Below are 16,092 nucleotides of genomic sequence, written 5' to 3'. Positions count from 1 at the left end.
ACCTACCAGGAGGGATCAGTTTTCTTTCTTGGGCGCGGTGGCGTTGCCGTTGCGCAGCGCGTGCTGCCCGCTCGGCTCGTCCTGACCGGAGGCCGGCTTGGTCTCTGCCGACTTCGATTCGGGCTTGGCCTCGGCCTTCGGAGCTGGCTTCGCCTGTTCGGCGGAGTCCTGGCTCGGCTTGGCCGGAGCGGGCTTGCTCGCGGTCGGCTGCGGGGACGGGACCGGAGTCGGCTTGCTCGCCGGCAGGTCCTGGTCGAGCGCGACCTGCTGCGCGGACTTGGCCCGCACGGCGTAGGTGACGCCGGCGCCGACCACGGCGAGTCCGACGACCAACGGCCAACGGCGACGCTTGCCTTCCTTCTTGGCCGACTTCTTCTCGGCCTTGGCCGCCTTCTTGTCGAGCTTCGCGTTCAGCTTCTTCTCGACCTTCGTGGCGACCTCACCGGCGACCTGTTCGACCTGCTTGCCCTTCTTCGCGAGCTTCGCCGCGGTCTTGTCGGCCTTCTGCTTCGCCTTCTTCTCGGCCTTTGTCAACGTGGCTTCGGCCTTTTTGCCCACGTGGTTCGCCTCCTTGGTGGCCTGTTTCCGTGTCCGCTCGCCCGCGCGGGCGAGCAAGTCCTGTGTCCTGCGAGTGGTCGCGACGAGTTCCTCGCGTGCGAATTCCGCACCCGCCGTGACCGTATCGGATAATTGCGCTGGGTCGAGCCCGTGCTCGGCGAGTTTCCGCTCCGCGCGCTTCGCGTTTTTCCGCACCGCGCGAATACCGGATTCGAGCGTCTTGCTCGCTTCTCCCACCGCGTTCACCTCATCCGAACTCGAGCGAAGCCGGTGCCCGCACCGCCTCCGCTGCTTACTTCATACACCTGAGCGGCTCATTCTGCCGTAAGAAAGGCCGGATACGCGCGCTGACCAGCGGCTATCCCCCGCGCGGGTCGGATTCGTCGGGGAATGGCAGGATATGCGGCGTGGCAGACAGCAATGAATCGCTTGTCGGAGTGAACGTGACCGCGACGCTGCACACCTCGCTTGGGTCCATTCGGGTGAATCTCTACCCCGATCAGGCGCCGAAGACGGTGGCGAACTTCGTCGGTCTCGCCGAGGGCACACGCGAATACACCCAACCGAACGCCAAGGGCGGCAGCTCCGGACCGTTCTTCGACGGTTCGATCTTCCACCGGGTCATCGAAGGCTTCATGATCCAGGGCGGGGATCCGACCGGCACCGGCCGCGGCGGGCCCGGCTACCAGTTCGACGACGAGTTCCACCCGGAACTGCAGTTCGACCGGCCGTACCTGCTCGCCATGGCGAACGCGGGACCGGGCACGAACGGCTCGCAGTTCTTCATCACGGTCTCGCCGACCGGGCACCTGAATTTCAAGCACACCATCTTCGGCGAGGTCGCCGACCAGGAGTCGCGCAACGTCGTGGACGCGATCGGGACCACCACGACCGGGCCGGGCGACCGCCCGGTCAACGATGTGGTGATCGAGCGCGTCGAGATCGAGCGCGGCGAGGGCTGACTTGAGCTATCCCCAGGGTGAGCCAGACGCGCACGGCCAACCTGTGTGCGTACGGCACCCTGGGCGGCCGACGCAGCTCTCCTGTACTCGCTGCGGTCGGCCGGCCTGCCCGGAGTGCCTCCGCGAGGCACCGGTCGGCTATCAGTGCGTCGACTGCATACGCGAGGCGGCCGGGGCCATGCGTGCCCCGACCACGGTCGCCGGGGCACCGATCCGAAGAGGGCCACCGGTCGTCACGTTCGTGCTGATCGCGGTGAACGTACTGATGTACGTGATCACCGCGTATCAGTCACAGAGCGTCATGCAGAACACGCGGACGCCGTTGTTCGTCCAGCTCGACCTGCTCCCCGCCTTCGTCGCCGCCCATGGCGAATGGTGGCGGCTGCTCACGTCCGGATTCCTGCACTTCGGACTGCTGCACATCGTGCTAAACATGGTGTCGCTGTACATCATCGGGCGCGAAGTCGAGGTCGTGCTCGGCCGGATCCGGTTCACCGCTCTCTATTTCACCGCGCTATTCGGCGGCGGAGTCGCGGCCTACCTGCTCTCCCCGGTGGGCACGCAGGTCGCCGGGGCGTCCGGGGCCGTGTTCGGGCTCATGGGCGCGCTGCTCATCGCGGTCGTACGCCTCAAACTCGACCCGAAATCGGTCCTGTTCGTGATCGTGCTGAACCTGGTCATCTCGTTCCAGGTCACCGGGATCTCCTGGCAGGGCCACGTCGGCGGGTTGATCATCGGCGCGCTCACCATGGCCGCGATGGTCTACGCGCCCGCGAAACGTCGGACCGCCATTCAGATCGGCACCATCATCGCCATCCTCGCGGTACTCGTGCTCATCTGCGTGCTGCGCACATCCGCCCTCTCCGAGGTCACGATCTGCAACCAGGCGCAGTGGCTCTGCACCACGAGCAGCTAGCGAACCCAGGCATGCAAACCTCACGAGCAAGCGTTTGGCCTGGTCAGGATGCGCGAAGTGCGGTCAGCTGGCGGTGCACCTCGTCCGGCTCGGCGCCCAGGTCGAAGCGGCCGAGCAGGACGAGCCGTTCTTCACCGTGCGTGTCGATGCCGTCGAGCTCGAGCAGCTGACCGGTCCGTCCGAGCCGGCGCGTGGACCGCAGCCCGACCCGGACCTGGCCGTGGTCGAGGCGATAGGTGTGCAGGGTTCCCCGGACGGTGATGCCGGACGGGTCCGCGCTCAGCCGTGGACGCGCGCGCAGCCAGTGCACGGTGTAGGCGGCGAACACGATCGCGACAAGGCTCCAGAAGAGCACTCCCGCTCGTGCCGAACTGAGCACCGCGACCAGCACGGACACCACCGTGGCCAGGACCGAGACGACGACCGCGCCGACCGGAGTTGTCCACGAGACCCTGGTGACATGTGGATTAATCGGAGAGTTGTCCACAGGCGATGTCCACACTGGGGATTGGCTTACAGATATGTGTTTCCGCTGGTCAACGCCATTTCATCGTCATCAGCAGGCCGGCGATCATGAGCGCGAAGCCGATCAGCAGGTTCCACGAGCCGAGATCGCCGATGAACGTGATCCGGTCGCTGGCCAGGTAGTAGACGATCATCCAGGCGAGGCCGATGAGGATGAGTCCGAGCATCACGGCGACGTACGCGGGATGCGATGGTCCTACCGCTTTCGCCTTCTTCGGCGTGTTCTGGGTTGCGGGCGGGGTGTAGACCGCCTTCTTGCGGACCTTTGATTTCGGCATCGGAATCCTCGAGCTTCCCTACGACGTCAACGGCGGGTCCCGGCTACTGCGCGACCTCCTGCCTGCCAATACGTTAACGTAACCGAACACCGCTGCGCAGGTCCCCGGTGCGGAGCGCCGCGTGGGGACGCCAGCCAACCGATCGCCACGACGAGGTGTCCGTGACACATCGAACCGCTGAACAAGACGGGCGGACGTTCGAGGGGCCACCACGAACTCCGGCCCCGCCTGCGCACGGGAGCGGTCGTGGTGGCGGTGGTGCGCGGATCCTGCGGGTGCTCGGCGAACTGCTGGTGACCCTCGGGGTGATCGTCCTGCTGTTCGTGTTCTACGAGGTCTACGTGACCGACTGGTTCTCGGCACAGAAGCAGCGCCAGGTCACCGAACGGCTCGAGCAGCAGTGGCAGAACAACCGGGGAAACGGCCTCGGTCCGCTCGACGGGCAAGCGTTTGCGCGCCTCTACATCCCGGCACTCGGGCCCGACTATCACTTCTCGGTCGTGCAAGGCACCAACGCGAAAGACCTCGAAGCCGGTCCCGGGCACTATCGGGATACGGCGATGCCGGGACAGCGCGGCAACTTCGCCATCGCCGGGCACCGGGTCGGGCGCGGAGCCCCGTTCAACGATCTCGACCTCGTCCAGTCCTGCGACGCGATCGTGGTGGAGACCGCGGATCACTGGTACGTCTACCGCATGCTGCCCAAGGCCGATGAGGTCGGCGGCTGGGCGCAGGGGCGCGGTGCGCAACCACGGTGCGCGAAATCCCGGGTGCAACCGCTCGGCGGCGCCTACCGGGATGTGCACGGCAGGGACATCGTGCAACCGGATCAGGGGCAGGTGATCGACCCGATTCCCGGACAGCCCTCGAACGCCGTGGTCCCGCAAGCACAGGCCTCGCTGATCACGCTGACCACCTGCCATCCGAAGTTCTCCGCGCGGGAACGGCTCATTCTGCACGGTGTGCTGGTCAAGTCGTACGAGAAGAACGGCGATTCGATGCCGCCGGAGCTCGGGGAGACCGACTGATGTACGCATGGATATGGCGCCACCTTCCCGGACCGCTCGCCGTCCGGGTGTTGTGCGCGCTCGGGCTGGTGCTCGGGATCATCGCGCTGCTGTTGTTCGTGATCTTCCCCGCGGTGGATCCACTGCTTCCGTTCAACGACGTCACGATCGATTGATGGCCCGACCCGCTACGGTTGGACCATGCGGGTACTCGTCGTCGACAACTACGACAGCTTCGTCTACAACCTCGTGCAGTACCTCGCCCAGCTGGGCGTGCGGCCCGAGGTCTGGCGCAACGACGCGATCGGCGCCGATGCTGCTGCGCGGTTCGACGCGGTGCTGCTCTCCCCGGGACCGGGCACCCCGGAACGGGCCGGAGTCTGCATCGACATGGTGCACGCCTGCGCCGAGTCCGGGACCCCCCTGCTCGGCGTGTGCCTCGGGCACCAGGCGCTCGGTGTCGCGTACGGGGCCACCGTGGATCGGGCTGCCGAGCTCATGCACGGCAAGACCAGCCAGGTGCACCATTCCGGTCACGGCGTGCTCGCCGGGCTGCCCGACCCGTTCACCGCGACCAGGTACCACTCGCTGACCGTTCTCCCGCAGACCGTTCCCGCCGAGTTCGAGGTCACCGCGCGCACCGAAGGCGGGGTCGTCATGGGGATGCGGCACCGCGAGGCGCCGCTCGAAGGGGTGCAGTTCCACCCCGAATCCGTGCTCACCGATGGCGGGCACCGAATGCTGGCGAACTGGCTGCGGCAGGCGGGTTTCGACGTGCCCGCCCCACTCGTCGAGGAACTCGAACAGGGCATGCGCTCGCTCGCCCAGCAAGCTGGCTGACCAGCTCAAACAGGGCCTTGTGCGTGGTTGTGTTGGTTCTAACCAACACAACCACGCACGACCATGCCGGGCCCGGATTCACCAGGCTTCGGACAGGTCGGCGTGCTGCCGGATCCAGGTGTGCATGACGATACCCGCGGCGACCCCGGCGTTGATGGAGCGGGTGGAACCGAACTGGGCGATGGACACGCACATCCGCGCGTGTTCGCGCGCGGCCGCGGACAGCCCGGGCCCTTCCTGGCCGAACAGGAGGATCGCGGCGCGGGGGAGTTCGGTCTGTTCGATCCGGGTGGAACCGGGGGTGTTGTCCACGCCGACGATGGTGAGTCCGTGTTCGTGGGCGTGCTCGGCGAGCGCCTCGGCATCCGGCTGGTGGAACACGTGCTGGTAACGGTCGGTGACCATGGCGCCGCGCCGATTCCAGCGTTTCCGGCCAACGATGTGCACCGCTTCGGCGAGGAAAGCGTTTGCGGTACGCACCACGGTGCCGATGTTCGCATCGTGCTGGAAGTTCTCGATCGCCACGTGAAAGGGGTTTCGCCGGGTGTCGAGCTCGGCGACGATCGCTTCCCGGGACCAGTAGCGGTAGTGGTCGACGACGTTGCGCCGATCGCCCTCGGCGAGCAGTTGCGGATCGTAGTGTTCGCCCTCGGGGAGGCGACCGGTCCAGGGGCCGACCCCGACCTGTTCGGCGGCCCACTCGGTCGGCCCTGGGGTGGGAACCTCGTTCACGTGATCGCGATCAACCACGCCACTGCTGGCCGTAGCCGGGCTGGCCCTGCTGCGGGTACTGACCTTGGGGGTACTGGCCCGGTTGCGGATATTGCCCCTGCTGCGGGTACGGCTGCCCGGGACCGGGGCCATACGGCTGCTGCTGCGGTGGCTGTTGTTGCGGAGGCTGCTGTTGCGGACCACCCGGAAGCTGCTGCGGCGGCATTCCCTGCTGGGGCATCGGCGGCTGTTGCGGCATCCCCTGTGGCGCGCCGTATTGCTGCTGCGGTCCGCCGAACTGCGGCTGCGGCGGACCGTTCAGGTCGTCGAACATCCCGCGCATATTGGGCGCCTGGCGCACCACCGGATCATCGACCTGGAAGTAGTCGGCCTTCTGGTAACCACCGGACATGAGACTGGTGGGGAAGGTGCCGAACCGCTCGTTGTAGGTCTTCACGTTGCCGTTGTAGAAGCGCCTGCCCGCGGCGATCCGGTCCTCGCATTCGACCATCTGGTCCTGTAGCGCCCGGAAATCGGCGCTGGCCTTGAGGTCCGGGTAGTTCTCGCTGATCTGGAAGAAGTGGTTGAGCGCGCCGTTGAGCTGCTGCTCGGCCTGGCTCTGCATGGTCGGGCCCTGACCGCGGGTGGCGATCGCGGCCGAACGGGCCTGCACGACCTGGGTGAGCGTCTGCTGTTCGAAGCGGGCGGAGGCCTTGACCGTCTCGACGAGGTTGCCGATCAGGGTGTGCCTTCGCTCGAGCTCGACGTCGATCTGGCGCCATGACTCGCGGACGGTCTCGTTCAGCCGTACGAACTTGTTCTTCATGCTGATCAGCCAAACGGCGATGATCAGCAACAACACGACGACCGCGGCGATAATGCCGATTACTGCACCAGTACTCACGATTGGGCAGGCTACCGGTAAGGACCGGCGTTCGGGTGCCGAGTGCGCGTTTTTACAGTCCGAGTTCGGATTTGCCGAGCAGGTAGCGGTACGGCAGCCCCTGCGCCTCGATCGCCTCGCGTGCCCCGGTGTCCCGGTCCACGACGGTGGCCACGCCGACCACATCGGCTCCCGCCTCGCGCAGTGCCTCGACGGCGCTGAGTACCGAACCACCGGTGGTGGAGGTGTCCTCGACGGCGAGCACCGGCTGGCCGGCGACCTCGATGCCCTCGACGCGGCGCTGCATGCCGTGCTCCTTGGTGGCCTTGCGCACCACGAAGGCGTCGAGCACGGTGCCCTCGGCGGCCGCGGCGTGCAGCATCGCGCAGGCGATCGGGTCGGCGCCGAGGGTCAGCCCGCCCGCGGCGACGTAGTGCCAGTCGGCGGTAAGCCCGCGCATCAGCCTGCCGATCAACGGAGCGGCGGCGTGATGCAGCGTCGCCCGCCGCATGTCCACGTAGTAGTCCGCCGTCTTCCCGGAGGCGAGGGTGACCTCGCCGTGCACGACCGAGAGCTCGCGCACCAGCCTGCTCAGTTCCGAACGGTCTTTCTCGTATGCCCCGCCATTCACCACGCTCACCACGGTGGCGATCTTCGCACAGCGGACTCCGGACGGGCTCCGGTACCCGCGCGGCTCAGGATTTCCAGACGAACTGCGGAACGCTGTCCCCGATATCGCAGAGGTAGTTGAGATACCCGTCGATGTGCTGCGGCTCGATCTTGCCCTTGCGCCAGGTGAGCAGGTCGGAGCGTTCGAAGCGGAACGGCTGCTGGCTGAACCGCTGATCGTCGAGCATCCACTGCATGGTGCGCGGATGCAGTACGTCGTAGGCGAACTTGTCGTTGTCGGTCTTGATCCGGAACCGCTCGTTGAACTGTTCGCTCTCCAGTTGCAGATCCCGGCCGATGCCGATATTGCCGAACATCCGGGTGGCGAAGTTCTCCGTGCTGACCTGCAGCATCGGCCGCGGTGCGGGCAGGGTGACCGCGACGACCATGTAGTAGTGGGTGACCTCGCGGCGGTCCTTCCCGCTTCCCTCGGTGGTCTTGAAGGTGTACTCGAAGGCGGTGAAGTACCGGTTCCGGTGTGCCCCCGTGACCACGAGGTTCCCGGTGCGCCGGTGTCCCTTGCCGAAGGGCTCGCCGCGGAACCGGTTGCCCAGTTCGCGGTTGACCCGGACGAAGTTCCATCCGTGCCGCGAAGCGTAGGCAGAAACGGCTCGCACCCGCTTTTCGCGGAGTTTGTACTGGATGAACGCCCAGCCGAGGCCGCCGATCGCGATGAGGACGTAGATCCACCAGTTGTTGTGCATGTCTTCGTGGTTCTCCGGTCAGGTCCGCTCGCGACCCTTGGTGGCCTGCTTGGTGATGATGCGCAGCAGCGGACGGGGCACGTACTGGCCGAATCCGGTGAGTACCTTGTACGGCAGGCTCGGCACCGAGACGGGGCGGCCGCGGTGTAGATCGGCGAGGCAGTCGGCGACCACCCGGTCCGCGTCGAGCCACAGCTGCTTGGGTACCTCGGACATGTCGTCCCCGGCGGCATCGTGGAACTCGGTCTTGGTGAATCCGGGGCACAGCGCCATCATCCGCACGTTCGTCCCCGCGAGATTCGCGGCGAGTCCTTCGGAAAGGGCCGTCACATAGGCCTTGGTCGCCGAGTAGGTGGCGCCGGTCCCGGGAAAGAACCCGGCGACACTGGAGACGTTGACGACCGCGCCCGCGTCCCTGCGGAGCATCGGGCCGAGCGCGGCGTGGCTGAGCCGGAGCACGCTGACCACGTTCACGTCGAGCTGTTCCTGCAGCCGTTCCCGGTCTGTGTCGACAAATCGACCACGGGTGCCGAAACCCGCGTTGTTCACCAGCAGATCGATGGGACGGTGCTCGTCGGCGAGGCGCTGCTCGACGCGGGCACGCTGCTGCGGATCGGCGAGATCCGCGGGCAGCACTTCGACCTCGATGCCGTGCTCGGCGTGCAGCTGCTTGGCCTGCTCCCGCAGACGTGCTTCGGTGCGGGCGATCGTGACCAGGTCATACCGCTCGGCGGCGAGCTTGCGGGCGAACGCGGCACCGATACCCGCGGTCGCCCCGGTGATCAAGGCTGTCGGCATGGGTCAACCGTAACGCGTTCGGGTGCGCGTGTTCGCGGGTTCGGCGGATTTCAGTTGTTGCCGTTGAGCTGGGCCGCCGGACCGGGGTTCGACTGCTCGTTGCCCTCGTCGTCCGAGGTGCGCGGTTGCGGGGTGGCACCCTGGTCGGGCTCGGCGGGCTGCTGGATCGCGGTCGGCTGCGGCTGTTGTTGCTGCTGCGGATCCTGCTGTGGTGCCTGGAATTCCTGCTGCTGGGAGGGTTCCGCATGCCTGCCGGGATTCGGCGCCTGGTCGACCGGGTCGATCAGGTCGGCGAGTTCGCCGAGGTCGCGCAGCAGGCGCTCGAGGCGGGCGGGCGGTGCGTCCGGCGAGATCGCGGCGAGCACCCAGTCGGCCTCGAGCCAGACAACGGTGACGTCCTCGCCGAGACCGTCGGCGATGTCCACGAGGTCCCTGGTGATCATCGCGCGGGCAGTGTTCACATCCGAGACGAAGGCGTAGCGCTGGCCGACCGGGCCGAGCAGATCGGGCATCTGGTCGCGCTGGAACGGCACGTTCGGCAGCCACAGTTCGATCAGCGCCGGCGACTGGCGACGGCACCGGACCGCAGCCACGGTGGTGTCGATCTGGCCCTCGGTCTCCTGGTCGAACACGAAGACCGGGCGCCTGCCGTCACTGGTGAACGTCGAGCCCGCGATCACATCCACGGCCGACTGGCCACCGAAGTACGCGATCGCGCCCCCGCTCCACTGGTCGAGCAGGCGGCCGTCCTCGTCCACGTACTGCCAGCCGCGAAGCGAGGCCCACTTGCGGCGCTCCTTGTCGACCGAATGTTGCACCGTGCGGCCGCGCAGCAGCAGATATGCGCCCGCGCCGGCAGCGAGTACGGCGATCATGAACCACAACCACGCTGGAAGTCCCACCATGCGCAGAGTAGTCGCCACCAAGATCATTTTCGTGATCCGGGTGCGGCGTTTCGCCCAACCGGCCCAGTCAATCCCCCGCACAGGTCACTTTGGGTTCGTGAGTGCTTGTGTTGGTTAGAACCAACACAAGCACTCACAAGCCGGTGTTTGACCAGGTCAGTCGGGGTCGAGTCCGGTGTGCACCGCTCCGGACACCTCGCTGACCGCGCCGTCCTCGTCCATTCGCAGCGCCCCGGTGAGCAGGCCGACGACCTCGTTCATGCTGTGCCGTCCCGGGTCGGCGATGGCCACGCGTTTGCCGAGCCGGTGCACGTGCACGCGGTCGGCGATCTCGAACACGTGCGGCATGTTGTGGCTGATCAGCACGACGGGCAGGCCGCGGTCCCGGATCCGCCCGATCAGCTCGAGCACCTTCGCGGATTCGGCGACCCCGAGCGCGGCGGTCGGTTCGTCCATGATCACGACCTTGGTACCGAACGCGGCGGCGCGGGCGACCGCGACCGCCTGGCGCTGACCTCCGGAGAGGGTCTCCACGGCCTGGCTGATCGACTTGATGCCGATACCGAGCTCATCGAGCACCTGCTGGGCGTGCTCCCGCATGCCCTTGCGGTCGAGGTGGCGCAGCACCCGGCCACGCCAGCCACCCAGCCTGCGTTCACGGCCGAGGTAGAGGTTGCTGGCGATGTCCTGCGCGGGCGCGACGGCGAGGTCCTGGTAGACGGTCTCGATGCCGTGCCTGCGTGCGTCCAGCGGGCCGCGGAAGCGCACCGGTTTCCCGTCGAGCTCGATGCTGCCCTCATCCGGGATGACCGCCCCGGACAGTGTCTTGATGAGGGTGGACTTGCCCGCGCCGTTGTCCCCGACCACGGCGAGCACCTCGCCGTCGGTGAGATCGAAGTCGGTCTTGTCCATGGCGACCACGTGCCCGTAGCGCTTGGAAAGCCCGCGTGCGGTGATGCTCATGGCTGCCTCCGTCGTGCGAACCGGTCCACCGCGACCGCGGCGATCACGAGGACACCGATGGCGACCTCCTGGTAGAGGTCGTCGACCCCGAGCTGGGTGAGTCCGGAGCGCAGTACCGCGACGATCAGCGCGCCGACCAGGGTTCCGGTGACTCCGCCGCGGCCACCGAACAGGCTGGTGCCACCGATGACGACGGCGGTGATCGATTCGAGGTTGCCGGTCTCGAAGGCGTTCGGGTCGGCGTTGGGCACCCGGCCGAGCGCCTGCCAGGCGGCGATGCCGTAGATCAGCCCGGCAACGATGTACACCGAGAGCACGGTGCGCCCGACGTTGATCCCGGATAGCCGCGCGGCCTCCGGAGCATTGCCGACCGCGTACACGTGTTTGCCCCAGGAGGTGCGCACCAGCGCGTACCAGACGACGATGAACATGATCAGCGCCAAGGTCATGCCGTAGGTGACCGGAATACCGCCGAACAGGTAGCTCTCGGTGCCGAGCCAGGCCAGCACCCCGCCCTTGACCGGCACGGACTGCCCGCTCGCGAACAGCCTGCCGAGCGCGGTCAGGATCGTGAACAAGCCCAGGGTGACGATGAACGGTGGCAGCTTCGCCCTGGTCACGAGCATGCCGATGAGGAACCCGATGAGCACCGAGGCCACGATGCCGGTGACGAGGCCGAGCCAGCCCGAGGTCGTCCCGGAGGCCACCAGCATCGCCATGATCAGGGTCGCGAGCACCGCGTTCGACGCGTTCGACAGGTCGATGCCGTTGGTCAGGATCACCAGCGTCTGTCCGAGTGCGAGGGTGCCGATGACCAGCGACTGCTCCACGACAAGGGAGAGATTGTCCAGGTTGAGGAACGTGTCCGTGGACACCGAGAACACCACGATGGCGACCACGAGCGCGAGCAGCGGGCCCACCACGGGCGAACGCCGGAAGATCTCGCCGGGGTCGAACCGTTTCGCCTGATCCTGCGTCACCGCTGCCACCGCGCACCCCCGATTCCCGGTCGTGCGTGGTTGTGTTGGTTAGAACCAACACAACCACGCACGACAGCATTTGACCTGCTCATTTGTCGCTCCAGCAGTGTTGTTTGCCCCATGCGGGGTCCTTGGTGGGCACACCGGGAACGGGCTGTGCCGCGATGGGTTCGGAGCCCGTGTCGTGGAAGCCGGACGGTTTCTTGCCGCTGCGGGCGAACTCGGCACCCGCGTCGACGCCGAGCCGGGCCATCTTGGCGGGGAACTGCATGACGTCGACGTTGTAGCCGCCCGCCGCGACCTGGGCGACCCCGCTGCAGCCGCCGTCGATGGTGCCGAAGCTGACCTTCTTGAGCAGTCCGCGCGAGGCGAGCGCGGCCGCGGATCCACGGGCGTTGGCCTCGTTCATGTTGTAGACGACGGTGGCCGAATCGTCGCGCTGCAGCAGGTTCTCGGTCGCCTGCTGGGCCTTGTTCTGGTCGCCGTTCGTGGACTGGTGACCGAGGATCGCCGGGGAGTTCTCGGCGATCCCGAACCCGTTGAGGAACCCGGTGCGCCGCTGGGTGTTGACCGAGGATCCGTCGGTGCCGTCGATCATCAGCACCTTCTGCTGCCCGTCACCGGCCGCCGCACGCAGGTACTGGCCCTGTTTCTGGCCCGCCTTGTAGTTGTCGGTGGCGAAGGTGGCGTCCACCGCGGTCTTGGGTTCGGTCTCGGAGTCGAGTGCGAGCACCATGATGCCGCGTTTGCGTGCCTCACGGATCGCGCCGACGGCCCCGGTCGCGGTGCTCGGGGTGATCAGGATGGTGTTCACCCCGCGCTGCATGAGGTTCTCGATCGCGGTGACCTGGCCTTCGTTGTCCCCGTCGAACTTGCCCGCGAGCGCGTAGAGCTTCGCGCCCAGCTTGTTCGCCTCCGCCTCGGCCGCTTTGCGCATGGCCACGAAGTAGGGATTGCTCTCGGTTTTGGTGACGAGTCCGATCGTGGCCTGGCCACCGCTGGAGGTGTTGCCGCCCCAGTAGCGTTTGCTCGTGCAGCCGGAGGCGGTGGCCAGGATGAGGAATGCGCAGCCGGCCGCGAGTACGCGGACCGACCGCCTTCTTGGAACGCGCACGACGAGCTCCTTCGCTCGGGCTTTGCGTGGTCGGTGCGCACCGTAATAACGGCCCTGTACGCTAGGCAAGCGTTTGCGCAAACGAATGCGGACTGTGTACGGAGGGCGTTGTCATGGTGACGATGAAACAGGTCGCCGAACTCGCCGGGGTCTCCATCACGACCGTCTCGCACGTGCTGAACGAGACGCGCAAGGTCGCCCCGGACACCCGCGAACGGGTGCTCGCCGCGATCGAGTCGACCGGCTACACCGGGGACGCCATCGCGCGCTCGCTGGTCACCGGCGGCACCCGTTCGCTTGGCGTGGCGATCTCGGTGGTCACCAATCCGTACTTCGCCGAACTGCTCGCCGCGATCGAATCGCAGGCCACCGCCGCCGGGTACACGCTGCTGCTGATGGACACCCACGACGACACCGAGATCGAGCGGACCGCGGTGCGCGCGCTGCGCTCGCGCCGGGTGGACGGCCTGCTGCTCACCCCGTCCTCGGCCGCGCGCAGTTCGGTGCTTCCCGAGCTGATCCGGCTCGGTATGCCGACCGTGCTGGTGGACCGGTTGCCCGCGGGGCGCGCGCTCGACCAGGTCGGACCGGAGAACGTGCAGGCGACCTCGAAGCTCGTCGAGCATCTCGCCGGGCACGGGCACACGAGGATCGGCATGGTCAGCGGTGCCGAGGAACTGACCACCAGTCAGGAGCGGGTGCTCGGGTACCGGCTCGGACTCGGCCGTGCCGGGCTCGCCTGGGATCCCGCGCTGGTGATCAGCGGGAACTCGTCCAACCTCGGGGCCCGCGACGCCCTGCGCCAGCTGCGCATCCTCGACCCGCCACCGACCGCGCTGATCACCGGCAACAACGTGATGACCGCCGGGGTGCTGCACGCCGCGCGGGCCGAAGGGGTGCGCATCGGCGAGGATCTGGCCATCGCCGCCTATGACGACATGGACTGGGCCGAACTGGTCGATCCGCCGCTGACCACGATGGCTCAGCCGGTCGATCAGATCGGGCGCGCCGCGGTGGACATGCTGGTGCGCAGGCTCGCCGACCCGCAACGCGAACCGGAGACGGTGCGCTTTCCCGCGGAGTTCCGCGGCCGCAAGTCCTGTGGGTGCTGAGCCTCAGAGTTCGTCGAGATGGGGCAGTCCGTTCGCCTCCTTGGACATCCACTCGCGCAGGGCCTGGGTGGCCCGAACATCGTCCTCGTTGTAGCGCAGGATCCGGTCCCGCTGGTCCGGATGCGTCTCCCCGCCGCCGTATCCGACCGCCTCGCGATACCAGCGCATCGAGTTCTCCCCGCCCGCCTCCGGATCGCGCCAGCTGAACCCGGCGACCGGGGCGACGACCTTGAGTCCCTTGCCGCGCGCGCAGAGGAACTGTTCGGAGACGCAGGCGTAGAGGTCGACCCACTGATCGGATTCGATGAACCGGCGCACCTGCGCCTGGCCCGGCATCCCCGCCACATCCGGGAAGCGTTCGGGGGAGGAGAGCAGCCAGCGGTTCTCCGCGCGCTCGTTGTAGCAGTAGGCGCGGAAACTGAACCCGCGTTCGGCGCAACGCCTGCGCACTTCGGAGAACCATGCCCAGAACTCGGCGAAGGAACGCCCCTCGTCCCCGCTCGGCAGCGGATCCCAGGTCGCGAACGGGTGGTAGCCGGGTTCGATGCCGATCGGTTCCCCGGTGAGCAGGCAGCCCCACAGGTACGCGCCCGCGTCCCCGAAGCTCTCCATGTCCACGTCGACCTCGACATCCGCGCGGGGCACCTGGACCTCGCCGACCTTGCGGATCACCGTCGCGTCCGCGAGCCAGGCCCTGGCCAGGGCGATCGCCTCGCGCAGCTGGCCGGTGAACCCCTCGATTCGCGCGGTGTAGTGGGTCGCGGCGAGCTCATCGATGGTGCGCACTCCGGCCGCGCGCAGCTGATCGGCATCGTTTCCGCTGGTCACGAGGCTCACATCGCGCTGCTCGGTCAGCTGCTCGCTGCACTGCGACCACCACGGGCAGCGGCGGCAGGCCATGATCCGGGAGGGTGCGGTGTCCCTGGACCCGTTCGCGATCGCGAGCCGGTCGGCGAACCTGGTGTCGTACTCGGCGAGCGCGGTGTGCCCGCCTGGCCAGGTCGCCGCCTCGAGGTCGTGCCAGAGCACCACATCCGCGTCGAGCCCGATCACCCCGCCGCGGGCCCGGCCCGGCGCGGCGTATCCGGTGGCCTCGAGCAGCCGCCAGGCGTGGGCGAGGCGCAGCTGGTCACCGGAGTGTGCGCGCGCCTTGCGGTGCGGATCGGTGCCCGCGCAGCGGTACCAGGGACTGGTCAACGGTGCGGTGCGGGCGCCCTCTCCGGGATCGGTGATCCGGTGGTGCGCGATGAGCACGGGAAGGTAGCCCTCGCCGGTCCGGATCAGCAGCGGCACCGAACCACGGCGGCCCGCGTCCCGGTCCGCGGGCAGCACCGCCCCGGAGATCAGGGCGACCCCTTCGCGCAGGGCGTCGAGTGTGCCGTCCGGCCCACCCTCGGCCAGCTGCGCGCCGAACCGCTCGCTGAGCACCCCGAGAACCGTGGCCAGATGGGCCGCGCGATCGGCGCGCCGTTGCTCGGCCGCGGGATCGGCGGGGACTTCCGGGCGCACCGCCTCGGGGTCGTGCTCGAGGTGCACGCGATGCCGGCACCGGTTGATCACTCCGGCGTCCAGCAGCGGCGTGCTTGGGGACGAACTCACCCGGCCAGAGTATGGGCACCCACTGACAATCGCCGAGCGCGGTACGTTAGCCGCATGGCACGCAAGGACAAGACCGGTGAGGCCGAGCAGACGCCGAGGATCACCCCGGGCAAGGCGAAGAACGCGGTCAAGGTCGTCAGGGTGCTCGCCCCGAGCGTGCTGCCCGTGGTCGCGCCGTACGCCGCCCAGGCCGCCGCCTATGCCCGCGACGGCTACGACCGGTTGCGCGCGCGGCGCCTCGGGATCGCCGTCGACCAGCTCGGCGAGTACACCGGCCGGGGTGCGGCCATGCACGCTCGGATCAACGGGCTGCGTTCGGCCGTTGGCGAGCTCGCCGAATCCGCCGAGCGCACCGAGGACGATCTGCGGTTCGCCACGCGGTCCGCGTCCACCCTGGACAAGCTCGCCACCGCCGTGCGCGCCGCCGAACGTATGCCGACGGCCCGCCGCCGCGCCGCGCACCGGGCCGTCGCGGAAGAACTCGACATCGTCGAAGCCGGTCTGCTCGCCCGCCTCGGCGTCGTTCAGTAGTCACTCAGTCACGAACAGCTTGTGAGTGGTTGTGTTG

The 16,092-nt window shown here is 67.8% G+C and carries 20 protein-coding genes; 7 read left to right on the top strand and 13 right to left on the bottom strand.

Translation table 11 applies throughout. The features are described from left to right. Positions 1 to 15 precede the first annotated feature (15 nt). Complete coding sequence (locus AD72_RS12310) at positions 16 to 795, bottom strand: hypothetical protein (protein ID WP_156365158.1); 780 nt, start codon at positions 793 to 795, stop codon at positions 16 to 18. Positions 796 to 965: 170 nt separating this feature from the next. Here AD72_RS12310 and AD72_RS12305 point away from each other — a divergent pair, with 170 nt between their 5' ends. Both AD72_RS12305 and AD72_RS12300 read left to right on the top strand, forming a co-directional pair. Further along, on the top strand, positions 966 to 1,520 hold the full coding sequence (locus AD72_RS12305) for a peptidylprolyl isomerase (protein ID WP_020496807.1): 555 nt from the start codon (positions 966 to 968) through the stop codon (positions 1,518 to 1,520). A gap of 178 nt (positions 1,521 to 1,698) precedes the next feature. Next, on the top strand, positions 1,699 to 2,436 hold the full coding sequence (locus AD72_RS12300; RefSeq protein WP_037345570.1) for a rhomboid family intramembrane serine protease: 738 nt from the start codon (positions 1,699 to 1,701) through the stop codon (positions 2,434 to 2,436). Between the two features lie 43 nt (positions 2,437 to 2,479). On the opposite strand, the gene AD72_RS12295 is transcribed toward AD72_RS12300, so the two are convergent. Next, complete coding sequence (locus AD72_RS12295; protein WP_197284945.1) at positions 2,480 to 2,923, bottom strand: PH domain-containing protein; 444 nt, start codon at positions 2,921 to 2,923, stop codon at positions 2,480 to 2,482. A 49-nt stretch (positions 2,924 to 2,972) separates the two neighbouring features. Further along, entirely contained in the window at positions 2,973 to 3,239 is a 267-nt protein-coding gene (gene crgA / locus AD72_RS12290; RefSeq protein ID WP_020496810.1) for a cell division protein CrgA, read from the bottom strand. A gap of 161 nt (positions 3,240 to 3,400) precedes the next feature. Here crgA and AD72_RS12285 point away from each other — a divergent pair, with 161 nt between their 5' ends. Genes AD72_RS12285 through AD72_RS12280 form a run of 3 tightly spaced genes read left to right on the top strand, consistent with a single transcriptional unit; the run spans position 3,401 to position 5,086 of the window. Then, positions 3,401 to 4,267 (top strand): class E sortase, encoded by an 867-nt coding sequence (locus tag AD72_RS12285; RefSeq protein WP_231644807.1) that lies wholly within the window; start codon positions 3,401 to 3,403, stop codon positions 4,265 to 4,267. Further along, positions 4,267 to 4,422: a hypothetical protein gene (locus tag AD72_RS37155; protein WP_197284944.1), complete on the top strand. Its 156-nt coding sequence runs from the start codon at positions 4,267 to 4,269 to the stop codon at positions 4,420 to 4,422. The genes AD72_RS12285 and AD72_RS37155 overlap by 1 nt, the downstream gene beginning before the upstream one ends. Positions 4,423 to 4,447: 25 nt before the next feature. Further along, positions 4,448 to 5,086: an aminodeoxychorismate/anthranilate synthase component II gene (locus tag AD72_RS12280; protein WP_031466609.1), complete on the top strand. Its 639-nt coding sequence runs from the start codon at positions 4,448 to 4,450 to the stop codon at positions 5,084 to 5,086. Between the two features lie 78 nt (positions 5,087 to 5,164). On the opposite strand, the gene AD72_RS12275 is transcribed toward AD72_RS12280, so the two are convergent. The 9 genes from AD72_RS12275 to AD72_RS12235 all read right to left on the bottom strand — a co-directional run bounded on the left by AD72_RS12275 (position 5,165) and on the right by AD72_RS12235 (position 12,813). After that, positions 5,165 to 5,818: a TrmH family RNA methyltransferase gene (locus AD72_RS12275; protein WP_031466608.1), complete on the bottom strand. Its 654-nt coding sequence runs from the start codon at positions 5,816 to 5,818 to the stop codon at positions 5,165 to 5,167. 10 nt (positions 5,819 to 5,828) lie between these two features. Further along, positions 5,829 to 6,701, bottom strand: coding sequence for a LemA family protein (locus AD72_RS35260; protein ID WP_082468903.1), 873 nt, complete (start codon positions 6,699 to 6,701; stop codon positions 5,829 to 5,831). A 52-nt stretch (positions 6,702 to 6,753) separates the two neighbouring features. Next, positions 6,754 to 7,311, bottom strand: coding sequence for an orotate phosphoribosyltransferase (pyrE, locus tag AD72_RS12265; protein ID WP_425480764.1), 558 nt, complete (start codon positions 7,309 to 7,311; stop codon positions 6,754 to 6,756). 64 nt (positions 7,312 to 7,375) lie between these two features. Next, positions 7,376 to 8,053 carry a hypothetical protein gene (locus tag AD72_RS12260; RefSeq protein ID WP_051898537.1) on the bottom strand — a complete coding sequence of 226 codons (678 nt, stop codon included), beginning with the start codon at positions 8,051 to 8,053 and terminating at the stop codon, positions 7,376 to 7,378. A gap of 18 nt (positions 8,054 to 8,071) precedes the next feature. Then, positions 8,072 to 8,851 carry an SDR family NAD(P)-dependent oxidoreductase gene (locus AD72_RS12255; RefSeq protein WP_031466604.1) on the bottom strand — a complete coding sequence of 260 codons (780 nt, stop codon included), beginning with the start codon at positions 8,849 to 8,851 and terminating at the stop codon, positions 8,072 to 8,074. A 50-nt stretch (positions 8,852 to 8,901) separates the two neighbouring features. Beyond that, positions 8,902 to 9,756 carry a type III secretion system chaperone family protein gene (locus AD72_RS12250; RefSeq protein WP_343123705.1) on the bottom strand — a complete coding sequence of 285 codons (855 nt, stop codon included), beginning with the start codon at positions 9,754 to 9,756 and terminating at the stop codon, positions 8,902 to 8,904. A gap of 156 nt (positions 9,757 to 9,912) precedes the next feature. After that, the gene (locus AD72_RS12245; protein WP_031466602.1) at positions 9,913 to 10,719 is read right to left on the bottom strand and encodes an ATP-binding cassette domain-containing protein; all 807 of its coding nucleotides are present in this window, start codon (positions 10,717 to 10,719) and stop codon (positions 9,913 to 9,915) included. Beyond that, on the bottom strand, positions 10,716 to 11,699 hold the full coding sequence (locus tag AD72_RS12240; RefSeq protein ID WP_031466601.1) for an ABC transporter permease: 984 nt from the start codon (positions 11,697 to 11,699) through the stop codon (positions 10,716 to 10,718). The genes AD72_RS12245 and AD72_RS12240 overlap by 4 nt, the downstream gene beginning before the upstream one ends. An 88-nt stretch (positions 11,700 to 11,787) precedes the next feature. Then, positions 11,788 to 12,813 (bottom strand): substrate-binding domain-containing protein, encoded by a 1,026-nt coding sequence (locus AD72_RS12235; RefSeq protein WP_031466600.1) that lies wholly within the window; start codon positions 12,811 to 12,813, stop codon positions 11,788 to 11,790. 113 nt (positions 12,814 to 12,926) lie between these two features. Here AD72_RS12235 and AD72_RS12230 point away from each other — a divergent pair, with 113 nt between their 5' ends. Continuing rightward, complete coding sequence (locus AD72_RS12230; RefSeq protein WP_031466599.1) at positions 12,927 to 13,925, top strand: LacI family DNA-binding transcriptional regulator; 999 nt, start codon at positions 12,927 to 12,929, stop codon at positions 13,923 to 13,925. Positions 13,926 to 13,928: 3 nt separating this feature from the next. Here the strand turns inward: AD72_RS12230 and AD72_RS12225 are convergent, their stop codons facing one another. After that, positions 13,929 to 15,524 (bottom strand): TM0106 family RecB-like putative nuclease, encoded by a 1,596-nt coding sequence (locus AD72_RS12225; protein WP_231644805.1) that lies wholly within the window; start codon positions 15,522 to 15,524, stop codon positions 13,929 to 13,931. 54 nt (positions 15,525 to 15,578) lie between these two features. On the opposite strand from AD72_RS12225, the gene AD72_RS12220 reads away from it, so the two are divergent. Further along, positions 15,579 to 16,055: a DUF6474 family protein gene (locus tag AD72_RS12220; protein WP_031466597.1), complete on the top strand. Its 477-nt coding sequence runs from the start codon at positions 15,579 to 15,581 to the stop codon at positions 16,053 to 16,055. Positions 16,056 to 16,092: the final 37 nt, after the last annotated feature.

The organism is Sciscionella sediminilitoris, assembly GCF_000737195.2.
Lineage (GTDB): Bacteria > Actinomycetota > Actinomycetes > Mycobacteriales > Pseudonocardiaceae > Sciscionella > Sciscionella sediminilitoris.
Note: the sequence above shows the minus strand (reverse complement) of the source record. Positions and strands in the feature narration are given on the sequence as shown.